Source organism: Myxococcus llanfairpwllgwyngyllgogerychwyrndrobwllllantysiliogogogochensis (assembly GCF_006636215.1).
GTDB lineage: Bacteria > Myxococcota > Myxococcia > Myxococcales > Myxococcaceae > Myxococcus > Myxococcus llanfairpwllgwyngyllgogerychwyrndrobwllllantysiliogogogochensis.
In genome coordinates, this window is sequence record NZ_VIFM01000110.1 from 1 (window position 1) to 19,020 (window position 19,020).

Genomic DNA, 19,020 nt, shown 5'->3' on the forward strand with positions numbered 1-19,020 from the left:
GGGTGGGACAGGGGCTTGCCTACTCGACCCGGAGTCAGCGTCACCTGCTCAACGTCCCCGCCTCGCGGATGGGCGCCTTCGCGGACGAGCCCGAGCACTTCCTGCGCTGGCTGCGCCAGGAAACACCCGACACGGAGGCCGGCGACTTCGTCCCCCGCTTGCGCTACGGCCAGTACCTGGAGGCCGTGCTGAAGGAGACCGTCACGCGCGCTCCGCCGGGCGTCCAGTTGGAGACGCTGGCAGGCGAGGTGACGTCCACCCGGGAGCATGGCGGACTGGTGACGCTGTCGACGCGGAGTGGCGGAGAGCTCGTCGCGCGGACGGTGGTGCTGGCGCTGGGCAACGCGAGCCCCGCGGACCTGCGCGTGGCGGACGGCGGACTGTATGCGAGCCCGCGTTATCACCGCTCGCCGTGGGCACCGGATGCGCTGGCGGGCATTGGCGAGCACGACGCGGTGCTGCTCATCGGCACGGGCCTCACCATGGTGGACGCCGTGCTGTCGCTGGAGGAGATGGGGCACCAGGGCCCGCTGCACGCGCTGTCGCGGCATGGGCTCCTGCCGCACCGTCATCCGCGCGCGGCGGCCCCGGGGACGTATGCGTCGCCCGGCATCCGCGACGTGCTGCGCGCGCTGCGCCGCGAGGGACTGCGCGCTCCGGAGCCCTCCCATCCCATCCCCGTGAGGGTGCGCGCGCTCTTGCGCGTCCTCCGCCACGAGGTGCGGCTCGCGACACAGGCCGGGGCGAGCTGGCGAGCGGTGGTGGACGCGCTGCGGCCCGTGACGGTGCCCCTGTGGCAGCGGCTGGATGACGGGGAGCGCAAGCGCTTCCTGCGGCACCTTCGCGCCTATTGGGACGTGCACCGCCACCGGATGGCGCCGGATGTCGGCGACGGGGTGGAGCGGCTCAGGGCCCAGGGCCGGCTCGCGCTGTACGCGGCCCGGGTGCGCGGCTTCCAACTGGACGACTCCGGCACGGTGCGGGTGAGCGTGCGGCGCCGGGGCGAGCGGCGGGAGGAGCAGCTCCAGGTCCACCACGTGGTCAACTGCACGGGGCCGGAGGGCTCTGTCACCCGCCATGGTCACCCGCTGCTCAAGCACCTGGCGGAGGCGGGCCGGGTGCGCCCGGATGCGCTCGGCCTGGGCCTGGACACCGACCGCCACGGGGCGCTGCTGGACGCGCGCGGACATGCCGGGGGCCGCCTCTTCACCCTGGGCCCCCTGCGGCGCGGAGAGCTGTGGGAGACCACGGCCGTGCCGGAGATTCGCACCCAGGCCCGCGCCCTGGCCGAACACCTCCTCAAACGCCTGGGCCACGGCTTCGTCGCCCCCCGCCGCAGCGCCGGCTGAGCCCGGACTGGCAGTGAATCCTATCCAAGGATGGGTGGAAATCCCTGGAGCCGGGGTTTCGTGCGAGGCTTCGGCCCGCGTTACTCCCCCTCATGACTTCTCATCGCTCTCTCGTCACAGTCGCTGGAGGCGTGTTCGCCGTCCTCCTCGCCTGCGCGGGGGGCCTGGCGTACGTGAAGTTGCGCACGGGGCCGCTGGAAGCGCGGCTGGTGCGCGAGGTGAACGAGCTGACGCAAGCGCGGTATGCGCGGCCCTCGCACGCGCATCCGCCGAGGCCGGGCACCTTCGCCCGCCACCTGGAGCCGCTGCTGGATGACGTGTTGCACCTGTACCAGGAGCGACAGAAGTCGGGCACGGGTCCGGACTCCACGCTGGGGCAGTCCTGCCGGGACGTGGCGGACGGGAAGCTGCCGACGTCGGCGCTGTCCTCGGCGTGCGCCGAGACGCTGGAGCGGGCGCGGCCCCTGTTGGAGCAGGTGCTGGCGGCGACCCACGCGGAGGTCGGCGGGCTGCCGCGGAGCCTGGGGGTGCTCGCGCCCTTCACCCAGGCGCGCGCGAACGGCCGGTTCGCGTTGATGTACGTGGTGAACCTGGCCGCGCTGGACACGCGGCTGAAGCTCGCCGAGGGGCGGCCCCTGGCGGCGCTGGACACGTGCCTGGACGCGCTGGCGCTGAGCCGGGAGCTGGAGCTGGGCGGGGGAATGGAGGGGCAGCTGCTCTCCGCCACGGGCCACGGCGTGCTCTACCGGCCGTGCGCGGACGCGCTGGACGCGGCGCCGACGGAGCGCAAGCGGCTGGCGATTTCGCAGCTGGTGAAGCTGGCCGAGGGCTTCGCGCCCTTCTCCATGACGCTGCGGCACGAGTCGGCCCTGGTGCAGCTGGTCCACTTCCGGGGGCTGCTGTCCGACGAGGCCCTGGCCGCGCTGCCTTCGGGCAGTCAGGACTGCGTGCCGCCGGAGCTGCGGGACGCGGAGGCCTCCGACGACGGCCCCCTGGCGGCGCGACGCGCGTGGTGGACGCTGGTGGAGGGCTTCGACGCGCTGACGACCGCGGCGGACCTGCCCACTCCGGCGCGCCGGCGGGCCTTCGCCCTCATGGAAGCCAGCGAGGAGGAAGAGCAGTTGGGCTCCATCCATGGGCCCCACGTCGCCACCTACGGCGAGTACGCCGAGCGACTGGACCTGCGCAAGCTCCAGCACGACGCGCTCATCACCCTGGCGGAGGTCGACCTGGCGCGCGCCGAGCGGGGCCACTGGCCGGAGTCGCCGCCCCGGCACAAGGACTCCTCCTTCGTGCTCGAGACGCTGGGCCCCACGGAGGCCCGGCTCCAGCCGTGCTCGCGCGCCCATGCGGCCCACGGCCTGCGAGTGACCGCGGACCCGCCGCCCACCACGCGCCAGCCCAAGCCCTGAGCGACGCCAGGACGCCTCCTGGGCCCTCGGGCGGGCAGGCCGGTGTCGGCGGCCTGCTCGGGTGCTCTTCAGGGCCTACCTTCCCGATGGACGCGTCACCGCCCTGGAGGGGGTATGGACCTGCCGCACGCGAGGAGTCCCGGCTGGGATTCTCCGAAGCGCTCCGGGTGTGAAGCAGGGCCGCCATGAGGGCGCGCCGCTTCGTCGCGGACTTCGACTCGTCGGCCGCCATGCTGCGCGCGCTCGCGGGCTTCCTGCACGGCCGCGACTTTCCCGCGCTGGGCACCCACCGCCACACGAGCCCGCTGTTCGAGGCGCTGCTCCCCGTCGTCAACCGCCTCCCGGTGCCGAGGCGCGAGGCCGCCTATGTCCGCAGCGGACTGGCCGAGGCCCTCACGCCGCGCGCGCTGACGCACTTCGATGCGGAGGCCCTGTCGCGCTGGGTGGTGGCCCGCTATCCGCGCCAACGCTATCCGGCCGCCGTGGTGGGCTCCTCCAACGGCGCCCTGGTCCACCTGTGCGCGGCGCTGGGCATTCCGTGGCTGCCCCAGACGCAACTGCTCGCCGTGCGTCACGACGGGCGCGTGCCCGTGGACGAGCCGCTCCAGCACCTGGACTTCGCGCGAGAGCCCGCGCGCCGGTTGCTGGAGTCCCATCCAGACCTCCAGTTGCACCACACGCACGACGCCAACCACGACCGGCTCCTCTTGCGAGGGCTGACGCACTTCCGGGTGAAGCGACGACGCCTGGGCGTCGCCTACGTCCGCTTCCTGGAGGACGTGCTGGAGCCCGGCGCCACCCTCTTCGTGTCCGAGTGCGAGCTGCGCTGGCCGACGCTGCGACAGGGCGAGCGGCACGTCTTCCAGCACGGGGCGCTCGGCGGCGCGAGCCCTGACGAGTACTACCTGGGCGGCCCGCGCGTGGAGGCGTACCTGCGGCGCCAGGGCTCGCCGCGTCCGCGCTGGCCCACGCCGCCTCCGGACAGCGACAGCCCGGAAGCGGAGTGGGGTTACGAGCCCGCGCTGAGCGAGGACCTCCAGCGCCTGGCGCGCAAGCGACGCTGGCGACTGCGGCGCATCGTCTATCCGGAGCCGGAGGCGCTCAGCCCGCTGGTGGCGGACCTGTACCGGCACTGGTACCGCGACAGGCACATGCCGCTGGGGCGGTTGCTGGTGGAGTCGTCGATTCTGATGGAGCCCTGGTGGGCGCTGCGCGGCGGCGCGGTGCCGTTCTGGATGGTGCTCAACACGCGGCCCTCGGCGCGCGCGCTGGAGCACTACCTGGACGCGTCCGAGCCGTGGGAAGCGCTGTACCTCATGCTCTGCTGCCGGGGCGTGGAGTCCATTGGCCTTGCGCCGCTGCAACGCTGGCGGGAGCTGCTCTCCCGGGGTTTGGACCGGGGTGAGTTCCTGGGCGTGGACGAGCAGGAGTATCCGCGCGACTTCGCCGCCGTCGTCCGCTACCACCCCGCGGTGAAGCGGGCGATGGCCGCGCGCTACCCGATGCCAGAGCGGCTGGACTTGAAGCGCCTGGACGCGTTCCTGCGCCAGCACGGGGACCGCTACCCGGTGCGCTGGGAGGAGGCCGACACGAGCCCGCGCCACCAGAGCGCGGGCGTGTCGTCCTGGATGCACTGAGCTACGCGGCCGACACCGCCACGGAGCCCAGGCCCTCCACGATGAGCCGCACCCGGTCTCCGGGCTGGAGCATGTGCGCGACCGTGGCGGCGCCCGCCAGGACGATGCTGCCGGCGGGGAGCACCTGGCCGCGCAGCGCGAGCAGCTCGCACAACTGCACCACCGACAACACTGGGTCCCCGGAGATGGCGTCCGAGCGGGCCGACTGCGCCAGCGCGTCGTTCACCGACATCTTCATCTCCAGCCGCGTCAAATCCAGCGAGCGCGGCGGGTGCTCCTCTTCCCCGAGGACGAACAGCGAGGAGGACGAGTTGTCCGCCACCACGTCCGGCAGGGAGAAGTACTTGAAGTCGCGGTAGCGCGAGTCGAGGATTTCCATCGCGGCGAACACGGACTCGCACGCGTCCAGCGCCTCCTCGCGCGTCACCGTCCCGCGCAGCTCGCGCGCGGTGCGGAAGGCAATCTCCGGCTCGATTTTCGGGTGGATGCCCTGGCCCAGGGCGATGACCCCGTCCGCCGCCACGCGCATCCGGTCCGTGAGGACGCCGTACACGGGCGAGTCCAGGTTCATCTGCCGGCGCTTGGCCTCGGACGTCAGGCCCATCTTCAGGCCGACGACGCGCTCACCGTCGGCGAGGCGCAGTTGGAGGCCCGCCTCCTGGACGGCGTAGGCCTCCGGCAGCGTGAGCTTCGGCAGCTCGTTGGTGAGGGGCGGTACCTCGCGCCGCTCTCGCCGCGCGGCGTCGAGGCGTCGGGCCAGCTCCGAGGGGTCCACGGTCTGCGTCATTGCATCCCTCTCCAGGTCGGTTCAGCGCGGACAGACGCGCCGGGCGGCGCAGCAGAGCACGGCCGGGGGTCCCAGGCGAGGCGGCTGATGCGCAGGTTGTCCCGCGTCGGGGTATAAGCCGCGCGCACCGGAAGCACGGGGCTTCCGGGGACTGGATTCACCGGGCCAACGTGCTGCATAACCCCGGTTCCAGCCCCCGGCCGGGGCGGGCCTCCGAAGCAAGGACTCCCATCATGCGACTCTTCTGGCTCTTCGCGGCAGTGCTTCTTCCGACCTCGGCGGCGTTCGCGGACGAAACCCCAGGGCGGCACACCCACGACGGCTTCTACCTGCGCGGTCAGCTCGGCATCGCCTACACCCACTCCGAGGCGCAGGAGATTGACCTGGCGCTCAAGGGCGCCGGCGCCACCATCAACCTGGAGCTGGGCTACGCGCTCATCGAGAACTTCATCATCTACGGGAAGCTCTTCGGCACCTCCACGCCGAACCCGGACATCCAGTTTGGCGACACCACCATCGAGGGTGACGACGACGGCGACGTGAGCAGCAACTACGCCGCGCTCGGCGTGGGCGCCACGTACTACTTCATGCCCGTCAACCTCTACATCTCCGGCGCGGTGGTGGCCAACCAGCTGAGCATCACCCAGGACGGCGAGCGCGAGGCGGAGACGGACTCCGGCGTCGGCCTGCACTTTGGCCTGGGCAAGGAGTGGTGGGTGAGCAACAACTGGGCGGTGGGCATCGGCGGCGAGGTGGCGCTGGGCCGCATCCGCAGCGACAACGACGATGGGGACGACTGGAACGTCACCCACTTCTCGCTGCTCTTCACCGCCACCTTCAACTGACCGTGGGACGGGTGGCCGTGACGCTTCCGTTTCTTCCGAAGTGTCACGGCCCCTCCATCGGCGTGAGGGTGCTCAGGCCTGCTGGTTGAGCCCCGCGGCGATGGCGCGCGCGGCGGAGCGCGGGCTGAAGCGCACCATGAAGGCGGCCAGCCCGTTGAGCGCGCCGTGGATGGCCAGCACCCGCCCGCGCAGCATCGCCTTGTAGGCGTGCTCCACCACGTCCTCGGGCTTCGCCACGCCGGAGCGCTGGAACAGGCGGCTCTTGTCATTGCCCGCCTTCTGCGCGAACTCCGTGTGTGTCGCGCCGGGGCAGGAGCACGTCACCGTCACGCCGGTGCCCTTCAGCTCGTACGCCAGCGCCTCCGACAGCGACACGACGAACGCCTTCGTCGCGTAGTACGTGGACATGTAGGGCCCGGCCTGGAAGGCGGCGGTGGAGGCCACGTTGAGGATGCGCCCGTGGCCGCGCTCACGCATGGGCCGGGCGAACAGGTGCGTGAGCTTCAGCAGCGCGGTGCAGTTCACCTGCACCATCTCCGCCTCGCGTTTCACGTCCTGGTCCAGGAAGGGGCCCGAGGAGCCGAAGCCCGCGTTGTTGACGAGGAACTCCACCTCCAGCCCGCGCTCGGCCACCTGCGCGAAGAGCTGCTCGGGCGCGTCGGGCTGGGACAGGTCCGTGGGCAGCACGTGGGCCTTCACCCCGTGCTCCTTCTCCAGCGTCGCGGCGAGCGCTTCCAGCCGCGCCGCTCCGCGCGCGACGAGGATGACGTCGTGCCCGTCCCGGGCGAAGCGCCGCGCGAAATCCACTCCGAGGCCAGCCGAAGCTCCGGTGATGAGGGCCACCTTGCGTGACATGTTGTTTCCTCCCAGCGCCTTTATAGCCGAGCGCGGGAGGACTCACGCGGTGCTCTCGTGCCGGGGGAGGCTGACCTCGAAGCGGCTGCCCATGTCCGGCTCGCTGCGCACGCCGATTTCGCCGCCGTGCGCCTCCACGATTTGCCGGGTGATGTAGAGCCCCAGGCCCAGTCCCCCGTAGTGGCGCTCGCTGACGGCGCGGCCGAAGCGCTCGAAGATGTGCGACTGGTACTCCCGCGCGATGCCGATGCCCGAGTCCTCCACGCGCAAGAGCACCCGGTCCGCCTCGCCCCGGAGCGCGATGTGCACGGGCTGGCCCGCGCCGTACTTCAGCGCGTTGGCGAGCAGGTTCGTGAGCACCTGCTCCAGGCGGACACGGTCCCAGTGCCCGCGCAGGTCGCCCTGGAGGGACAGCGACACGGGGCTTCCGGCCTGACTCGCGGGGACCGCCAGCCGGTCCTTCACCTCGCGCGCCACGGCCTCCAGATTCACGTCCTCGCGATGCAGCGTCAGCCGACCGCTGGACAGGCGCGACACGTCGAGCAGTCCGTGGACGAGCCCCGACAGCTTGTCCACCTGTCGCTGCACGACGTCGAGCTGCGAGACGACCAGCGGCGTGGGGAGGAAGGGCCGGTCCTTGCGCGTCTGCCGCCGCAGCCACTGCAGGCGCAGTTGGAGCGGGGTGAGGGGTGTCTTCAGCTCGTGACTGGCCACGGCGAGGAACTCGTCGCGCAGGCGCACGGAGCGGCGCGCCTCGCGGTACAGCCGGGCGTTGTCCACGAGGAGCGCGGCGCGGCGGGCCAGGTCCTGCGCCGTCTCCAAATCCGTCGGGTTGTAGTGACGCGAGGGGCGCACCGCGAGGAAGGTGAGCGCGCCCAGTGAGCGGCCTCGCGCGAGCAGCGGCACGGCGAGGATTCCGTGGAAGCCCACCTCGCGCATCGTCTCGAAGTGGGCCTCGCTCACGGAGACGGCGCGCAGCCACGCGTCGTCGATGTTGTCCACGAGCAGGGACTCGGCCTGACGGGCCACGCGGGTGGTGGGGTGCGCGCTGCCTTCGGGCCCGGGAGGGAAGTCCCGCACGCGCCGGGCGAGCGCGTCCAGGTCGGGTTCGGCATGCGCCACCGACGTGCGCTGCACGGTGCCCGACTCGTCCACGATGTCGACGAAGCACCAGTCCGCGAGGATGGGCACGCAGAGCCGGGCCAGCGTGTCGAGCGTGGCCTTCGGGTCTAGCGAGGATGAGGCCAGGAGGCGACTGGCGTCGGCGAGGAAGGCCGCGCGCTGCTCGGCGGCCTCCGCTTCCGAGCGTGCCTGCTGCTCCTCACGCAACAGGCGCGCGGACTCCAGCGCCAGTCCCGCCAGCCGGGCGAGTCGGTGCAGGGCCAGCTCGTCCTCGCGGCTGAAGTCGCCCACCTCCCGGTCGAAGAGGTAGAGCACGCCGGCGTCCGAGGGCAGCGAGGCGGAGATTCGGCCGCGGGGCTCCGCGCGCGCGCTGCGACGCTCCCTCGCCGTGCGACCCGGCTCGTCGCCGGAGGGCACCGCGTAGCCACCCCAGACCTCGTAGGCCCGTGAGAGCGACGTGACGCTCGCCCCCCGCGTCTTCCCGACGGTGGGCGTCATCACCACGGTCGCCTGGTGGGCGCGCGTCAGACGGCGGGCGATCTCCACGAGCACGGCGAGCGCCTCTTCGACGGTCGCGGCCGACAGGAGCTGCCTCGAGTCCGCATCCTCCGCCGCGCGAGCCTCTTCCAGCGACATGGGCGCGACAGGTTCCATCGGCATGTTCGACTCCCCTTGGGTTCAACCCCGTCCGGCCCCTCACCCCCTCCGGCCACCCGTGGGCCTTCACTGCTCCCCTGCCCTCCGGACAGCCTGGGCCGTCAGGCGTTTGACGCGAGCGGACGACATGGTGGGGTGCGCCTGCCGTGATGCTGGTGACGGCTCCGTCGGTTGCGTACATTGCGCGCCGTTCGACCGGGGTTCCCGCGGTCCCCCTCCCTCTCGGCAACCGAGGAGGCGGGCGCCCGTGAGCGACTCGTGGTGCGGGCACGCACGGAGGGTCCAGCCATGGAGAAGGTGCTCAACTACATCGGTGGGGAGCTGCTGCCCGCCCGCGGTGGCCAGTGGCTGGACAAGCCAGAGCCCGCGACGGGGAAGACGTACGCCCAGGTGCCCGACTCGGACGCGACGGATATCCAGCACGCGGTGGAGGCCGCCACGCGCGCCTTCCCGGCCTGGTCCGCCACGCCCGCCGCCGAGCGCTCCCGCCTGATTCGCCGCCTGGCCGACGCCATCCGGGGCCGCCTGGACGACTTCGCCCGCGCGGAGTCCATCGACTCCGGCAAGCCGCTGTCCGTCGCGTCGAGCGTGGACATCCCGCGCAGCATCCTCAACTTCGAGTTCTTCGCGGACGCGGTGACGCAGTTCTCCAGTGAGGCGCACGCCACCGACGGCGTGGCGCTCAACTACACGCTGCGCTCGCCCCTGGGCGTGGTGGGCTGCATCTCGCCGTGGAACCTGCCGCTGTACCTGCTGACGTGGAAGCTCGCGCCCGCGCTGGCCATCGGCAACTGCGTGGTGGCCAAGCCCTCCGAAGTCACGCCGATGACAGCGTATCTCCTGTCCCAGGTCTGCCGCGAAGTCGGCCTGCCGCCGGGCGTGCTCAACGTCGTCCACGGCCTGGGCCCCAAGGTGGGCGCCGCCATGAGCCAGCATCCGGACATCGCCGCCATCTCCTTCACGGGCAGCACCCGCGTGGGCTCGGAAATCGCGCGCGTGGCGGCGCCGAACTTCAAGAAGCTGTCACTGGAGATGGGCGGGAAGAACCCCAACGTCATCTTCGAGGACTGCGACTTCGAGGAGGCGCTGGCGACGACGGTGCGCTCGTCGTTCTCCAACCAGGGACAAATCTGTCTGTGCGGCCCGCGCATCTTCGTGCAGCGCCCCCTCTACGAGCGCTTCAGGGACGCGCTGGTGGCGCGCACGCGGGCGCTCAAGGTGGGCGACCCGCTGGAGGCCGGCACCGAGCAGGGCGCGCTGGTGTCACAGCAGCACTTCGACAAGGTGATGGGCTACATCGACCTGGCGAAGCAGGAGGGCGGGCGCATCCTCACCGGAGGCCGCCGCGCGAGCCTGTCCGGCCGCTGCCGCGAGGGCTGGTTCGTGGAGCCCACGCTCATCGAGGGACTGGACTCAGCGTGCCGCACCAACCAGGAAGAAATCTTCGGGCCGGTGGCCAGCATCATCCCCTTCGACCAGGAGGACGAGGTGCTCGCGTGGGCCAACTCCACGAAGTACGGCCTGGCCGCCAGCGTGTGGACGAAGGACGTGACGCGAGCGCACCGCTTCGCGTCCCGACTGCACAGCGGCATCGTCTGGGTGAACTGCTGGATGCTGCGAGACCTGCGCACGCCGTTCGGTGGAGTGAAGGATTCGGGCGTGGGACGCGAGGGCGGGTGGGAAGCGCTGCGCTTCTTCACCGAGCCGAAGAACGTGTGCATCAAGCTGTGACGCGCTGGACGGAGACACGACGTGAGCACCAGTGAGCGAGTCGATTCCCAGAAGGCCCCGGAGCCCGTGGGCCTGTACCCCCACGCGCGCCGCGTGGGCAACCTGTTGTTCCTGTCGGGCGTGGGCCCGCGTGAGCGCGGGGTGAAGAAGATTCCCGGCGTGGAGCTGGACGCCGAGGGAAACATCACCTCGTACGACATCGAGGCGCAGTGTCACTCGGTGTTCCGCAACGTCCGCTACATCCTGGAGGCCGCGGGCTCGTCCTGGGAAAAGCTGGTGGACGTCACGGTGTACCTGACGGACATGAAGAAGGACTTCCCCACCTACAACCGGCTGTGGGCGGAGTACTTCAAGGACAACCCGCCGTGCAGGACGACGCTCGAAATCAATCGGCTGCCCACGCCCATTGCCATCGAGCTCAAGTGCATCGCCACCATCGGAGACGACTGAATGGGCCGCCTGACCCCCATCAACTTCAAGAAGTGGATTGATGAGCACCGCCACCTGCTCAAGCCGCCCGTCGGCAACCAGCAGGTGTGGGCGGACCGCGAGTTCATGGTCACCGTGGTCGGCGGCCCCAACTCGCGCACGGACTTCCACATCAACGAGGGCGAGGAGTTCTTCTACCAGTTGGAGGGCACCATCAACCTGCGCGTGCTCGACGACGGCAAGCCCGTGGACATCCCCATCTCCGAAGGGGACATCTTCCTGTTGCCGCCCAAGGTGCCGCACTCGCCGCAGCGTCCCGCCGGCACGGTGGGCCTGGTGCTGGAGCGCCGCCGCCTTCCCGGAGAGCTGGATGGCTTCATGTGGCTGTGCCCCACGTGCGGCGAGAAGCTCTACGAGGAGTTCGTGCACGTCACCAATCTGGTGACGCAGCTGCCGCCCATCTTCGAGCACTTCTACGGCAACCCGGACAACTGCACGTGCAAGAAGTGCGGGACGAAGGTCACCAAGGAAGGGCCGAAGCGTTGAAGGTCGACATCCACACGCACCTGTTGCCGGAGAAGCTGCCGCGCTTCGCGGAGCGCTATGGCTATGGCGGCTTCATCACGCTGGACCATCACCAGCCGTGCCGAGCGCGGATGCTGCGCGACGACGGGAAGTTCTTCCGCGAGGTGGAGAGCAACTGTTGGGACCCTGTGAAGCGCATCGAGGAGTGCGACGCGGCGGGCGTGCACGTCCAGGTGATTTCCACCGTGCCGGTGATGTTCAGCTACTGGACGAAGCCGGAGCACGGGCTGGATTTGTCGCGCTTCCTGAACGACCACGTCGCCTCCGTCGTGCGTGAGCACCCCAAGCGTTTCGTGGGCCTGGGCACGGTGCCGCTGCAGTCGCCGGAGCTGGCGATTCGCGAGCTGGAGCGGTGCGTGAAGGAGCTGGGCCTGGCGGGCGTGCAGATTGGCAGCCACGTCAACGACTGGAACCTGTCCGACGAGAAGCTGTTCCCGTTCTTCGAGGCCGCGAGCGAGCTGGGCGCGTCCATCTTCGTCCACCCGTGGGACATGATGGGCGAGGCGAAGATGCAGAAGTACTGGCTGCCGTGGCTGGTGGGCATGCCCGCGGAGGTGTCGCTGGCCATGTGCTCGCTCATCTTCGGCGGCGTGCTGGAGCGGCTGCCCAGGCTGCGCTTCGCCTTCGCGCACGGTGGCGGCTCGTTCCCCGGGACGCTGGGGCGAATCGAGCACGGCTTCGAGGCGCGTCCGGACCTGGTGGCCGTGGACAACAAGGTGCCGCCGCGCGACTACCTGGGCCGCTTCTGGGTGGACTCGCTGGTGCACGACGCGGAGACGCTGCGCTTCATCGTCAAGCTGTTCGGCGCGGACAAGGTGGCGCTGGGCAGTGACTATCCCTTCCCCCTGGGCGAGCTGCGCCCGGGCACTCTCATCGAATCGATGAGCGAGCTGGCGCCCGACGCGCGCGAGCAACTGCTCTGGAAGAACGCCCTGGCGTGGCTGGGGCGCTCTCGCGAGGACTTCGCACCATGACGACGACGCTTCCCTACGAGGACTCCGAGGACTTCGCGCGCCGCGCCGACGCGGAGGACCCGCTGCGCACCTTCCGCGACGCGTTCCTCTTCCCTCAAGCCCCGGACGGCAAGCCGGTGGTGTACCTGGCGGGCAACTCGCTGGGGCTCCAGCCGCGCAACGCCGCGCGCTACGTGCAGGAGGAGCTGGAGGACTGGGCGAAGCTGGGCGTGGAGGGGCACCACCAGGGGCGACACCCGTGGCTGCACTACCACGAGCTCGTCACCGAGCAGGCCGCGCGGCTGGTGGGCGCGAAGCCGCAGGAAGTGGTGGTGATGAACACCCTCACGGTGAACCTGCATCTCATGATGGTGTCGTTCTACCGGCCCACGCGCGGGCGGTTCAAAATCCTCGTCGAGGGCGGCGCGTTTCCATCGGACCAGTACGCGGTGGCGTCCCAGGCGCGCTTCCACGGGTATGACCCGCGCGAGGCGGTGCTGGAGCTCAAGCCGCGCCCCGGTGAGGAGACGCTGCGCACCGAGGACATCCTCGCCACGTTGGACCAGCACGGGCACGAGGTGGCGCTCGTGTTGCTCGGCAGCGTGAACTACCTCACGGGCCAGGCGTTCGACCTGGCGGCGATTACGCGCACGGCGCACTCGAAGGGGTGTCTCGTCGGGTTCGACCTGGCGCACGGCGCGGGGAACTTGAAGCTGTCGCTGCACGACGACGGGCCGGACTTCGCGGTGTGGTGCTCGTACAAGTACCTCAACGGGGGCCCGGGGAGCCTGGGCGGCGTGTTCGTCCACGAGCGTCACTCGCGCTCGCGGGACATCCCCCGCTTCGAGGGCTGGTGGGGGCACGACAAGACGACGCGCTTCCAGATGGGGCCCGACTTCGACCCGATTCCGGGCGCGGAGGGGTGGCAGTTGTCCAACCCGCCCATCCTCCAGCTCGCGGCGCTGCGCGCGTCGTTCGAGCTGTTCGACAAGGCGGGCATGGAGGCGCTGCGCGCGAAGAGCGAGCGGCTCACGGGGTATCTGGAGTTCCTGTTGGACAAGCTGCCGCCGGCCTTCGTGCGCATCACCACGCCGAGGGACCCGAAGCAGCGCGGAGCGCAGCTCTCGTTGCGCTTCAAGGGCGAGGCGCAGGGGATGCTCAAGCGCCTGTCGGATGCGGGCATCGTCTGCGACTTCCGCAAGCCGGACATCATCCGCGCGGCGCCCGCGCCGCTGTACTGCAACTTCACCGATGTCTACCGCTTCGTGAAGACGCTGGAGGGCCATGCCCGTGGGTGAGCGGAACGAAGCCGTCACCGTGGTGGGCGCGGGCCTCGTGGGTTCGCTGCTCTCCGTGTTCCTGGCGCGCCGGGGCTACTCCGTGGAGGTGCTGGAGCGCCGTCCGGACATGCGCCGCGAGGTCATCGACGCGGGCCGCTCCATCAACCTCGCCATCTCCACGCGCGGCCTGTACGCGCTGCGGCAGGTGGGGCTGGAGGAGGAGGCGCTGAAGCATGCCATTCCGATGCGCGGGCGGATGATTCACCCGCCGAAGGGGGCGCTGGCGTACCAGCCCTATGGCAAGGACGACTCGCAGCACATCAACTCGCTGGCGCGGGCGTGGCTGAACAAGTTCCTGATGTCGGCGGCGGAGGCCACCGGCAAGGTGCGCATCCGCTTCAATCAGCGGGTGACGCAGGCGGACCTCGCGACGGGTTCGCTCACGGTGCTGGACGAGGCCTCGGGGCAGGAGCGCCAGGAAGCGGGCCGTGTGTTGTTCGGCACGGACGGCTCCGGCTCGGCGGTGCGGCAGGCGATGGAGCAGGTGCCGGGCTTCGCGGCGACACAGGAGCAGCTCGGGCACGGCTACAAGGAGCTGACGATTCCGGCGGGCCCGGGCGGCGCATTCCAGATGGAGAAGCACGCGCTGCACATCTGGCCGCGTGGCACGTACATGCTGATTGGGCTGCCCAATGAGGACGGCAGCTTCACGTGCACGCTGTTCCTGCCGTGGAAGGGGCCGGTGAGCTTCGAGTCGCTGGACTCGCCCGCGAAGCTGGAGGCGTTCTTCGAGGAGCAGTTCCCCGACGCGAAGGCGCTCATCCCGGATTTGACGGAGGCCTTCTTCGCGCGGCCCACGGGCGGCATGGTGACGGTGAAGTGCGCGCCCTGGCGCGTGGGCGACAAGGCCCTGGTGCTGGGCGACGCGGCGCACGCCATCGTCCCCTTCTTCGGCCAGGGGATGAACTGCGGCTTCGAGGACTGCACGGTGCTGGATGGGCTGTTGGAGCAGCACGGCACGTGGGCGGACGTCTTCGGGACGTTGGAGCGGCTGCGCAAGACGAACGCGGATGCCATCGCGGACATGGCGGTGGAGAACTTCGTGGAGATGCGCGACAGCACCGGCAGCCCGCGCTTCCTGTTGGAGAAGGCCGTGGAGAAGGCGCTGCTCAATGCCTTTCCGGGCGAGTTCGTCAGTCGTTACTCGATGGTGAGCTTCAGCCGAGTGCCGTACCGGCTGGCCTATGAAGTGGGGGCGATTGCCGGTGGCATCGTCTCCGAGTTGTCCGAGGGGCTGACGCGCGCCGAGGACGTGGACCTGGGGCGGGCGAAGCAGCTCATCCAGGAGCGGCTGGTGCCATTCATGAAGGAGCACGCGGATGGATTTCGGACTCAAGGGTAGGCGCGCGCTCGTCATGGGCGCGTCGGCGGGGCTGGGCTACGCGACGGCACAGGCGCTGGTGAAGGAAGGCGCCACGGTGGCCATCTGCTCGCGCGGTGGCGACAAGTTGGAGCGCGCGGCGAAGGAGCTGGGCGCGGCGCTCGCGGTGCCGTGTGACTTGAACCAGCCGGGCGCGGCGAAGCGACTGGTGGACGAGGTTGTCGCGAAGCTGGGCGGCGTGGACGTGCTCGTGGTGAACACGGGCGGGCCTCCGGCGGGCGGTTTCGAGTCGCTGACGGCGGAGCAGTGGCAGCTCGGCTTCCAGAGCCTGTGGATGGCGGCGGTGGACGGCATCCAGGCGTCGCTGCCGGGGATGAAGGAGCGCAAGTGGGGCCGCATCGTCCTGGTGACGTCGCTGGCCGCGCGCGAGGCGATGCCCAACCTCACCATCTCCAACGGCCTGCGCGCCGGGTTGCTCGGGTTGGTGAAGACGGTGAGCAATGAAGTGGCGCAGCACGGCGTCACGCTGAACGCGGTGCTGCCGGGATTCCACGCCACCGAGCGGATGACTCAGCTGGGCCTCACGGACGAGAAGGTGGCCCCGCAGATTCCCGCGCGGCGCCTGGGTCGTCCCGAGGAGCTGGCCTCGCTGGTGGCGTTCCTCTCCTCCGAGCAGGCCTCGTACATCACCGGCCAGTCCATCGTCGTCGACGGCGGCGCGCAGCGCGGGTTCTGAAGCGACGAAGGCTCCGAGGGAGATGAGTGGGCAGCGCTCATCCCCTCGGAAGTCACGGCGACTACGCCTCTCGGGCGAGCAGCGCGTCCAGTGCGCGGTAGCTCTCGTTGAGGCCGCCTTCCATGCCGGAAGACGCCATGCCGTCGCGCTCCTCCGTCGTGTAGAAGAGCGACGTCGCCACCAGCTTCGTGCGGCCGTTACCCACGTCCTCGAGCGTCGTCGTAATCAGGATGACGTAGCCCGGCATGCCATCCCACTCGAAGGTCTGCACCATCCGCTCGGGCGGCGTGACTTCGCGGAACCGGCCCTCGAAGCCGTGAGCGTCGCCCTCGGCGTGCTCGACGAAGCGCCAGTGTCCTCCGCGCTCGACCTCCAGCCGTTCGACGACGAGCTTGTTGCCACGGCCCCACCACTGGGCCACCTGCTTCGGGTCCGTCATCGCCCTCCAGACGCGCTCGCGCGGGGCATCGAAGATGCGCTCGGTGCGAATCTCCCGGTCGGACGGCTGCGTGACGACGGCATCCCTGGACGTCTGCTGCGAAGACTTGCTCATGACTCCTCCTCATCTTTCGTTCGCGCGAGGAACTCGCCCAGCCTGTCGAGCCGAGCGTCCAGCATCCGCCGATAGCCGGCGATCCACGCCGCCTCGTCCTCCAGGCGACGCGGTCCCAATTTGCAGGTCCTCACCCGCCCCACCTTCTCGGTGGAGACCAGCCCCGCCTCTTCCAGCACGTGCACGTGCTTCTTCATGCCCGTCAGGGTCATGTCGAAGGACCCGGCCAGTTCGCTGATGGACGCCTCGCCACGTCCCAGCCGCTCCAGCACGCCCCGACGCGTGGCATCCGCCAGCGCTCCGAAGGCCAAATCGAGCTGCGAATTAAACTGAACCATATGGTTCAGTGATAATCAAGGACGCTGTCGCGCGCAAGTCCCTCGCGACAGAACGCGCGCACGGCGGGGCCGCGACGACGGGCCCGCGTGCTCGTGCGCCGAGGGACTTCGCGAGCGCTCCGCACGAAGCTCGGGAGCACACCCGTGGCGGGTACGCCTTGGAGCACGCGCGCATCCGACGCGCCGAATCCTTGGTGCGCGTTTTCACCCGCAGTACGGTCCCTGGGCGAACCTGCCTCGGAGTCCCCCTTCATGGTTTCGCGTCGATTGGTTGCACCCGTGGTGTCGCTCGGCTTGTCCGCGCTCGTGCTGGTGCTCGCGGTGGGCAATGGCTGCAGGACGACGGGCACCGGACTTCGCACCACCGCGGACTCCTCGCCGCCCGTGACATGCCCTCCGGGCTTCCGTCCCTTCACGCTGACGAACCAGGCGAGCCAGACGGTGTGGATTGGCCAGACGGCGGGCGCCGCGCCTCCGCCCTTCGCCTGCACCACCGACACGGACTGTGGTCCGAATCAGCAGTGCAACAACCCGGGCTGTACCAGCAGCGCCGACTGCAACGCCGGCAACATGTGTGACACGAACACGGGCCAGTGCATGGTGGCGACTGGCAGCGCGTGCAACGGTGGCGCGCCCATCGTCACCGTCAACCTTCCCTCCATGCAGTGCACGGGTGCGAAACAGGTGGCGGCCTGCGCGGGCTGCGGTTCCGAGGGCTGTGACTCCACCACGGGCCTGTGCAAGTGCGCGACGGGTGGCCAGGGCGTGTGCCCAACGGGCACGACGTGCGCCAACACCGTGCAGGAGTGCAGCCTCGCCAACGGCGGCACCTGCTACTTCCAGCAGGTGGTCCCCGGTGAGAACCAGGCCTGCGGCTCGGGCAGCACCACGTGTCCGACGGGACAGACGTGCGACGTGGAGTTGGGCCTGTGCCAGTACTCGCGCACGGATGGCGGCGTGCCCCTGGATGCGCTGGAGCTGACGCCCCAGGAGACGGCCACGCTGTGCATGCCGTCCTCGCTTCCGCCCGCCTACGCCAACCTCCAGCCCCAGTTGACGGCCTGCACCCAGGACTCGCAATGCCAGAGCAACCGCTGCCTGGTGGCCAGCGGCCCCGACATCACCAACCCGCCCACGGACTGTCCCCAGGACGCGGGCTCCACCGCGTGCCTGTGTCGCCCCGTCGTCGGCTGGAGCGGCGGCATCTTCGGGCGCACGGGATGTCAGGCGGACGGAACGAAGTGCCAGAGCGCGGACTGCGGCAACGGGCCCGGAATGCCGTGTCCGCTCGGCAAGGGCGGCACCAATCCCTTCGCCGCGGCGGAGTTCACCCTCCAGCCCAATGCGTCCGACTTCTACGACGTCACCGTCATCAACGGCGCGAACGTCAGCATCCAGATGGGACCCACGAATGACGGCGGCTTCGCGCCCGCGTCCCAGCCGTCGCCCTATAACTGTGGCACCGCGGGCTCGCGCGTCGCACAGAGCGTTCCCGACGCGGGAACGCTGGAGGCGTGCTCGTGGCAGTTCACTCCGGACACGACGGCCGGGCTCTCGGCCGACTACTCCACCCTGCTGCGTGCCATCACCCTGCCGACGTGCAGCCAGAACAGCGACTGCGGGGCGGGCACCACCTGCATCAGCGGCGTGTGCCAGCCCACGCTGACGAAGTGTGCCCTCACCGAGCCGTACTGCGCGGGCAACGCGGTGTGCAGCAACCCCAACAATCCCGCCGCCGGCTATTGCAGCACCTGCGCGTCGAACAGCGACTGCGCGGGCCTGGATGACGGGGGCACGCCAACGTGCGGCACGGCCTTCCTTCCGGGCGTCAACACCATGACGCCGCTCATCCAGACGTGTGGCCAGTCCATCGGCTGGTGGTCCTACGAGGACCTCTGCGCGGCGATGCCTCCGTTCAGCTACGGCCCGCTCAACTGCGCGCAGCCGATGAGCGCGGGCACGGTGACGGACACGCTGAACAACCTCTTCCAGTGCGCGGGGAACTTCGGCCAGTCCTGCTACAACTCGAGCGCGGGCAACACCCCCGCCTGCTGCGGCTGCCCGACGTTCCCCGGCAACCCCGCGGGCGGCTTCTGGCCCACCACGTTGGAGGCCGGCAACAACCCGGCCCAGCAGGCCCAGGGGCAGTGCATCAACAACAACACCACGTGGGCGCAGAACGTCCAGCCGTGGCTCGCGTTCCTCAAGAAGGCGTGCCCCACCGCGTACACGTATGCGTATGACGATGCGACCAGCACCTTCACATGCATGACCGCGGGCACCGGAGGCCCGGACGGTGGGACGCCCAACTCGGTGGGCTACGGCCTCGTGTTCGGTGACGTGAACTAGCGACGGGGCCTGGCGCGCCGC

Annotated in this window: 17 protein-coding genes; 12 read left to right on the top strand and 5 right to left on the bottom strand. The window is 70.1% G+C overall.

Going from position 1 to position 19,020, the window contains the following annotated elements:
• From FJV41_RS25335 to FJV41_RS25345, 3 genes are all read left to right on the top strand, one after another.
• Nucleotides 1–1,349, top strand: a 1,349-nt coding sequence (locus FJV41_RS25335) for an FAD/NAD(P)-binding protein (protein WP_141645120.1), incomplete at its 5' end; no start/stop codon positions are given.
• 131 nt (nucleotides 1,350–1,480) lie between these two features.
• On the top strand, nucleotides 1,481–2,761 hold the full coding sequence (locus tag FJV41_RS25340) for a hypothetical protein (protein ID WP_141645121.1): 1,281 nt from the start codon (nucleotides 1,481–1,483) through the stop codon (nucleotides 2,759–2,761).
• A gap of 185 nt (nucleotides 2,762–2,946) precedes the next feature.
• Nucleotides 2,947–4,398, top strand: a complete 1,452-nt coding sequence (locus FJV41_RS25345) for a hypothetical protein (RefSeq protein ID WP_141645122.1) — start codon at nucleotides 2,947–2,949, stop codon at nucleotides 4,396–4,398.
• A gap of 1 nt (nucleotide 4,399) precedes the next feature.
• On the opposite strand, the gene FJV41_RS25350 is transcribed toward FJV41_RS25345, so the two are convergent.
• Nucleotides 4,400–5,185 (bottom strand): 2-keto-4-pentenoate hydratase, encoded by a 786-nt coding sequence (locus FJV41_RS25350; RefSeq protein WP_141645123.1) that lies wholly within the window; start codon nucleotides 5,183–5,185, stop codon nucleotides 4,400–4,402.
• Between the two features lie 233 nt (nucleotides 5,186–5,418).
• Between FJV41_RS25350 and FJV41_RS25355 the strand changes: the two genes are divergently transcribed.
• Complete coding sequence (locus FJV41_RS25355) at nucleotides 5,419–6,030, top strand: outer membrane beta-barrel protein (RefSeq protein ID WP_174454450.1); 612 nt, start codon at nucleotides 5,419–5,421, stop codon at nucleotides 6,028–6,030.
• 72 nt (nucleotides 6,031–6,102) lie between these two features.
• On the opposite strand, the gene FJV41_RS25360 is transcribed toward FJV41_RS25355, so the two are convergent.
• Nucleotides 6,103–6,885: an SDR family NAD(P)-dependent oxidoreductase gene (locus FJV41_RS25360; RefSeq protein WP_141645124.1), complete on the bottom strand. Its 783-nt coding sequence runs from the start codon at nucleotides 6,883–6,885 to the stop codon at nucleotides 6,103–6,105.
• 42 nt (nucleotides 6,886–6,927) lie between these two features.
• On the bottom strand, nucleotides 6,928–8,667 hold the full coding sequence (locus FJV41_RS25365) for a sensor histidine kinase (protein WP_141645125.1): 1,740 nt from the start codon (nucleotides 8,665–8,667) through the stop codon (nucleotides 6,928–6,930).
• A 285-nt stretch (nucleotides 8,668–8,952) separates the two neighbouring features.
• Between FJV41_RS25365 and FJV41_RS25370 the strand changes: the two genes are divergently transcribed.
• The 7 genes from FJV41_RS25370 to FJV41_RS25400 are packed head-to-tail and all read left to right on the top strand — an operon-like array spanning nucleotide 8,953 to nucleotide 15,759.
• Nucleotides 8,953–10,395, top strand: coding sequence for an aldehyde dehydrogenase (locus FJV41_RS25370; protein WP_141645126.1), 1,443 nt, complete (start codon nucleotides 8,953–8,955; stop codon nucleotides 10,393–10,395).
• A 21-nt stretch (nucleotides 10,396–10,416) separates the two neighbouring features.
• Nucleotides 10,417–10,845, top strand: a complete 429-nt coding sequence (locus tag FJV41_RS25375; RefSeq protein ID WP_141645127.1) for a RidA family protein — start codon at nucleotides 10,417–10,419, stop codon at nucleotides 10,843–10,845.
• Complete coding sequence (gene nbaC, locus FJV41_RS25380; protein ID WP_141645128.1) at nucleotides 10,846–11,370, top strand: 3-hydroxyanthranilate 3,4-dioxygenase; 525 nt, start codon at nucleotides 10,846–10,848, stop codon at nucleotides 11,368–11,370.
• Nucleotides 11,367–12,383: an amidohydrolase family protein gene (locus FJV41_RS25385; RefSeq protein WP_141645129.1), complete on the top strand. Its 1,017-nt coding sequence runs from the start codon at nucleotides 11,367–11,369 to the stop codon at nucleotides 12,381–12,383. Before nbaC ends, FJV41_RS25385 begins: the two co-directional genes overlap by 4 nt.
• Nucleotides 12,380–13,660 carry a kynureninase gene (gene kynU, locus FJV41_RS25390; protein WP_141645130.1) on the top strand — a complete coding sequence of 427 codons (1,281 nt, stop codon included), beginning with the start codon at nucleotides 12,380–12,382 and terminating at the stop codon, nucleotides 13,658–13,660. The genes FJV41_RS25385 and kynU overlap by 4 nt, the downstream gene beginning before the upstream one ends.
• Nucleotides 13,647–15,044, top strand: a complete 1,398-nt coding sequence (locus FJV41_RS25395) for an FAD-dependent oxidoreductase (protein WP_438616751.1) — start codon at nucleotides 13,647–13,649, stop codon at nucleotides 15,042–15,044. The genes kynU and FJV41_RS25395 overlap by 14 nt, the downstream gene beginning before the upstream one ends.
• On the top strand, nucleotides 15,022–15,759 hold the full coding sequence (locus tag FJV41_RS25400; RefSeq protein WP_141645132.1) for an SDR family oxidoreductase: 738 nt from the start codon (nucleotides 15,022–15,024) through the stop codon (nucleotides 15,757–15,759). The genes FJV41_RS25395 and FJV41_RS25400 overlap by 23 nt, the downstream gene beginning before the upstream one ends.
• Nucleotides 15,760–15,820: 61 nt before the next feature.
• On the opposite strand, the gene FJV41_RS25405 is transcribed toward FJV41_RS25400, so the two are convergent.
• Both FJV41_RS25405 and FJV41_RS25410 read right to left on the bottom strand, forming a co-directional pair.
• A complete protein-coding gene (locus FJV41_RS25405; protein ID WP_141645133.1) occupies nucleotides 15,821–16,312 on the bottom strand; it encodes an SRPBCC family protein in 492 nt (163 codons plus the stop codon).
• Nucleotides 16,309–16,650 carry an ArsR/SmtB family transcription factor gene (locus FJV41_RS25410; RefSeq protein WP_141645134.1) on the bottom strand — a complete coding sequence of 114 codons (342 nt, stop codon included), beginning with the start codon at nucleotides 16,648–16,650 and terminating at the stop codon, nucleotides 16,309–16,311. Before FJV41_RS25410 ends, FJV41_RS25405 begins: the two co-directional genes overlap by 4 nt.
• Nucleotides 16,651–16,902: 252 nt before the next feature.
• Here FJV41_RS25410 and FJV41_RS25415 point away from each other — a divergent pair, with 252 nt between their 5' ends.
• Nucleotides 16,903–18,999 carry a thaumatin family protein gene (locus FJV41_RS25415; RefSeq protein ID WP_141645135.1) on the top strand — a complete coding sequence of 699 codons (2,097 nt, stop codon included), beginning with the start codon at nucleotides 16,903–16,905 and terminating at the stop codon, nucleotides 18,997–18,999.
• Nucleotides 19,000–19,020: the final 21 nt, after the last annotated feature.

Coding starts and splice junctions, on each gene's coding strand:
- FJV41_RS25345 (WP_141645122.1), top strand. CDS start 2,947: ATGAGGGCGCGCCGCTTCGTCGCGGACTTCGACTCGTCGGCCGCCATG.
- FJV41_RS25350 (WP_141645123.1), bottom strand. CDS start 5,185: ATGACGCAGACCGTGGACCCCTCGGAGCTGGCCCGACGCCTCGACGCC.
- FJV41_RS25355 (WP_174454450.1), top strand. CDS start 5,419: ATGCGACTCTTCTGGCTCTTCGCGGCAGTGCTTCTTCCGACCTCGGCG.
- FJV41_RS25360 (WP_141645124.1), bottom strand. CDS start 6,885: ATGTCACGCAAGGTGGCCCTCATCACCGGAGCTTCGGCTGGCCTCGGA.
- FJV41_RS25365 (WP_141645125.1), bottom strand. CDS start 8,667: ATGCCGATGGAACCTGTCGCGCCCATGTCGCTGGAAGAGGCTCGCGCG.
- FJV41_RS25370 (WP_141645126.1), top strand. CDS start 8,953: ATGGAGAAGGTGCTCAACTACATCGGTGGGGAGCTGCTGCCCGCCCGC.
- nbaC (WP_141645128.1), top strand. CDS start 10,846: ATGGGCCGCCTGACCCCCATCAACTTCAAGAAGTGGATTGATGAGCAC.
- kynU (WP_141645130.1), top strand. CDS start 12,380: ATGACGACGACGCTTCCCTACGAGGACTCCGAGGACTTCGCGCGCCGC.
- FJV41_RS25395 (WP_438616751.1), top strand. CDS start 13,647: ATGCCCGTGGGTGAGCGGAACGAAGCCGTCACCGTGGTGGGCGCGGGC.
- FJV41_RS25400 (WP_141645132.1), top strand. CDS start 15,022: ATGGATTTCGGACTCAAGGGTAGGCGCGCGCTCGTCATGGGCGCGTCG.
- FJV41_RS25405 (WP_141645133.1), bottom strand. CDS start 16,312: ATGAGCAAGTCTTCGCAGCAGACGTCCAGGGATGCCGTCGTCACGCAG.
- FJV41_RS25410 (WP_141645134.1), bottom strand. CDS start 16,650: ATGGTTCAGTTTAATTCGCAGCTCGATTTGGCCTTCGGAGCGCTGGCG.
- FJV41_RS25415 (WP_141645135.1), top strand. CDS start 16,903: ATGGTTTCGCGTCGATTGGTTGCACCCGTGGTGTCGCTCGGCTTGTCC.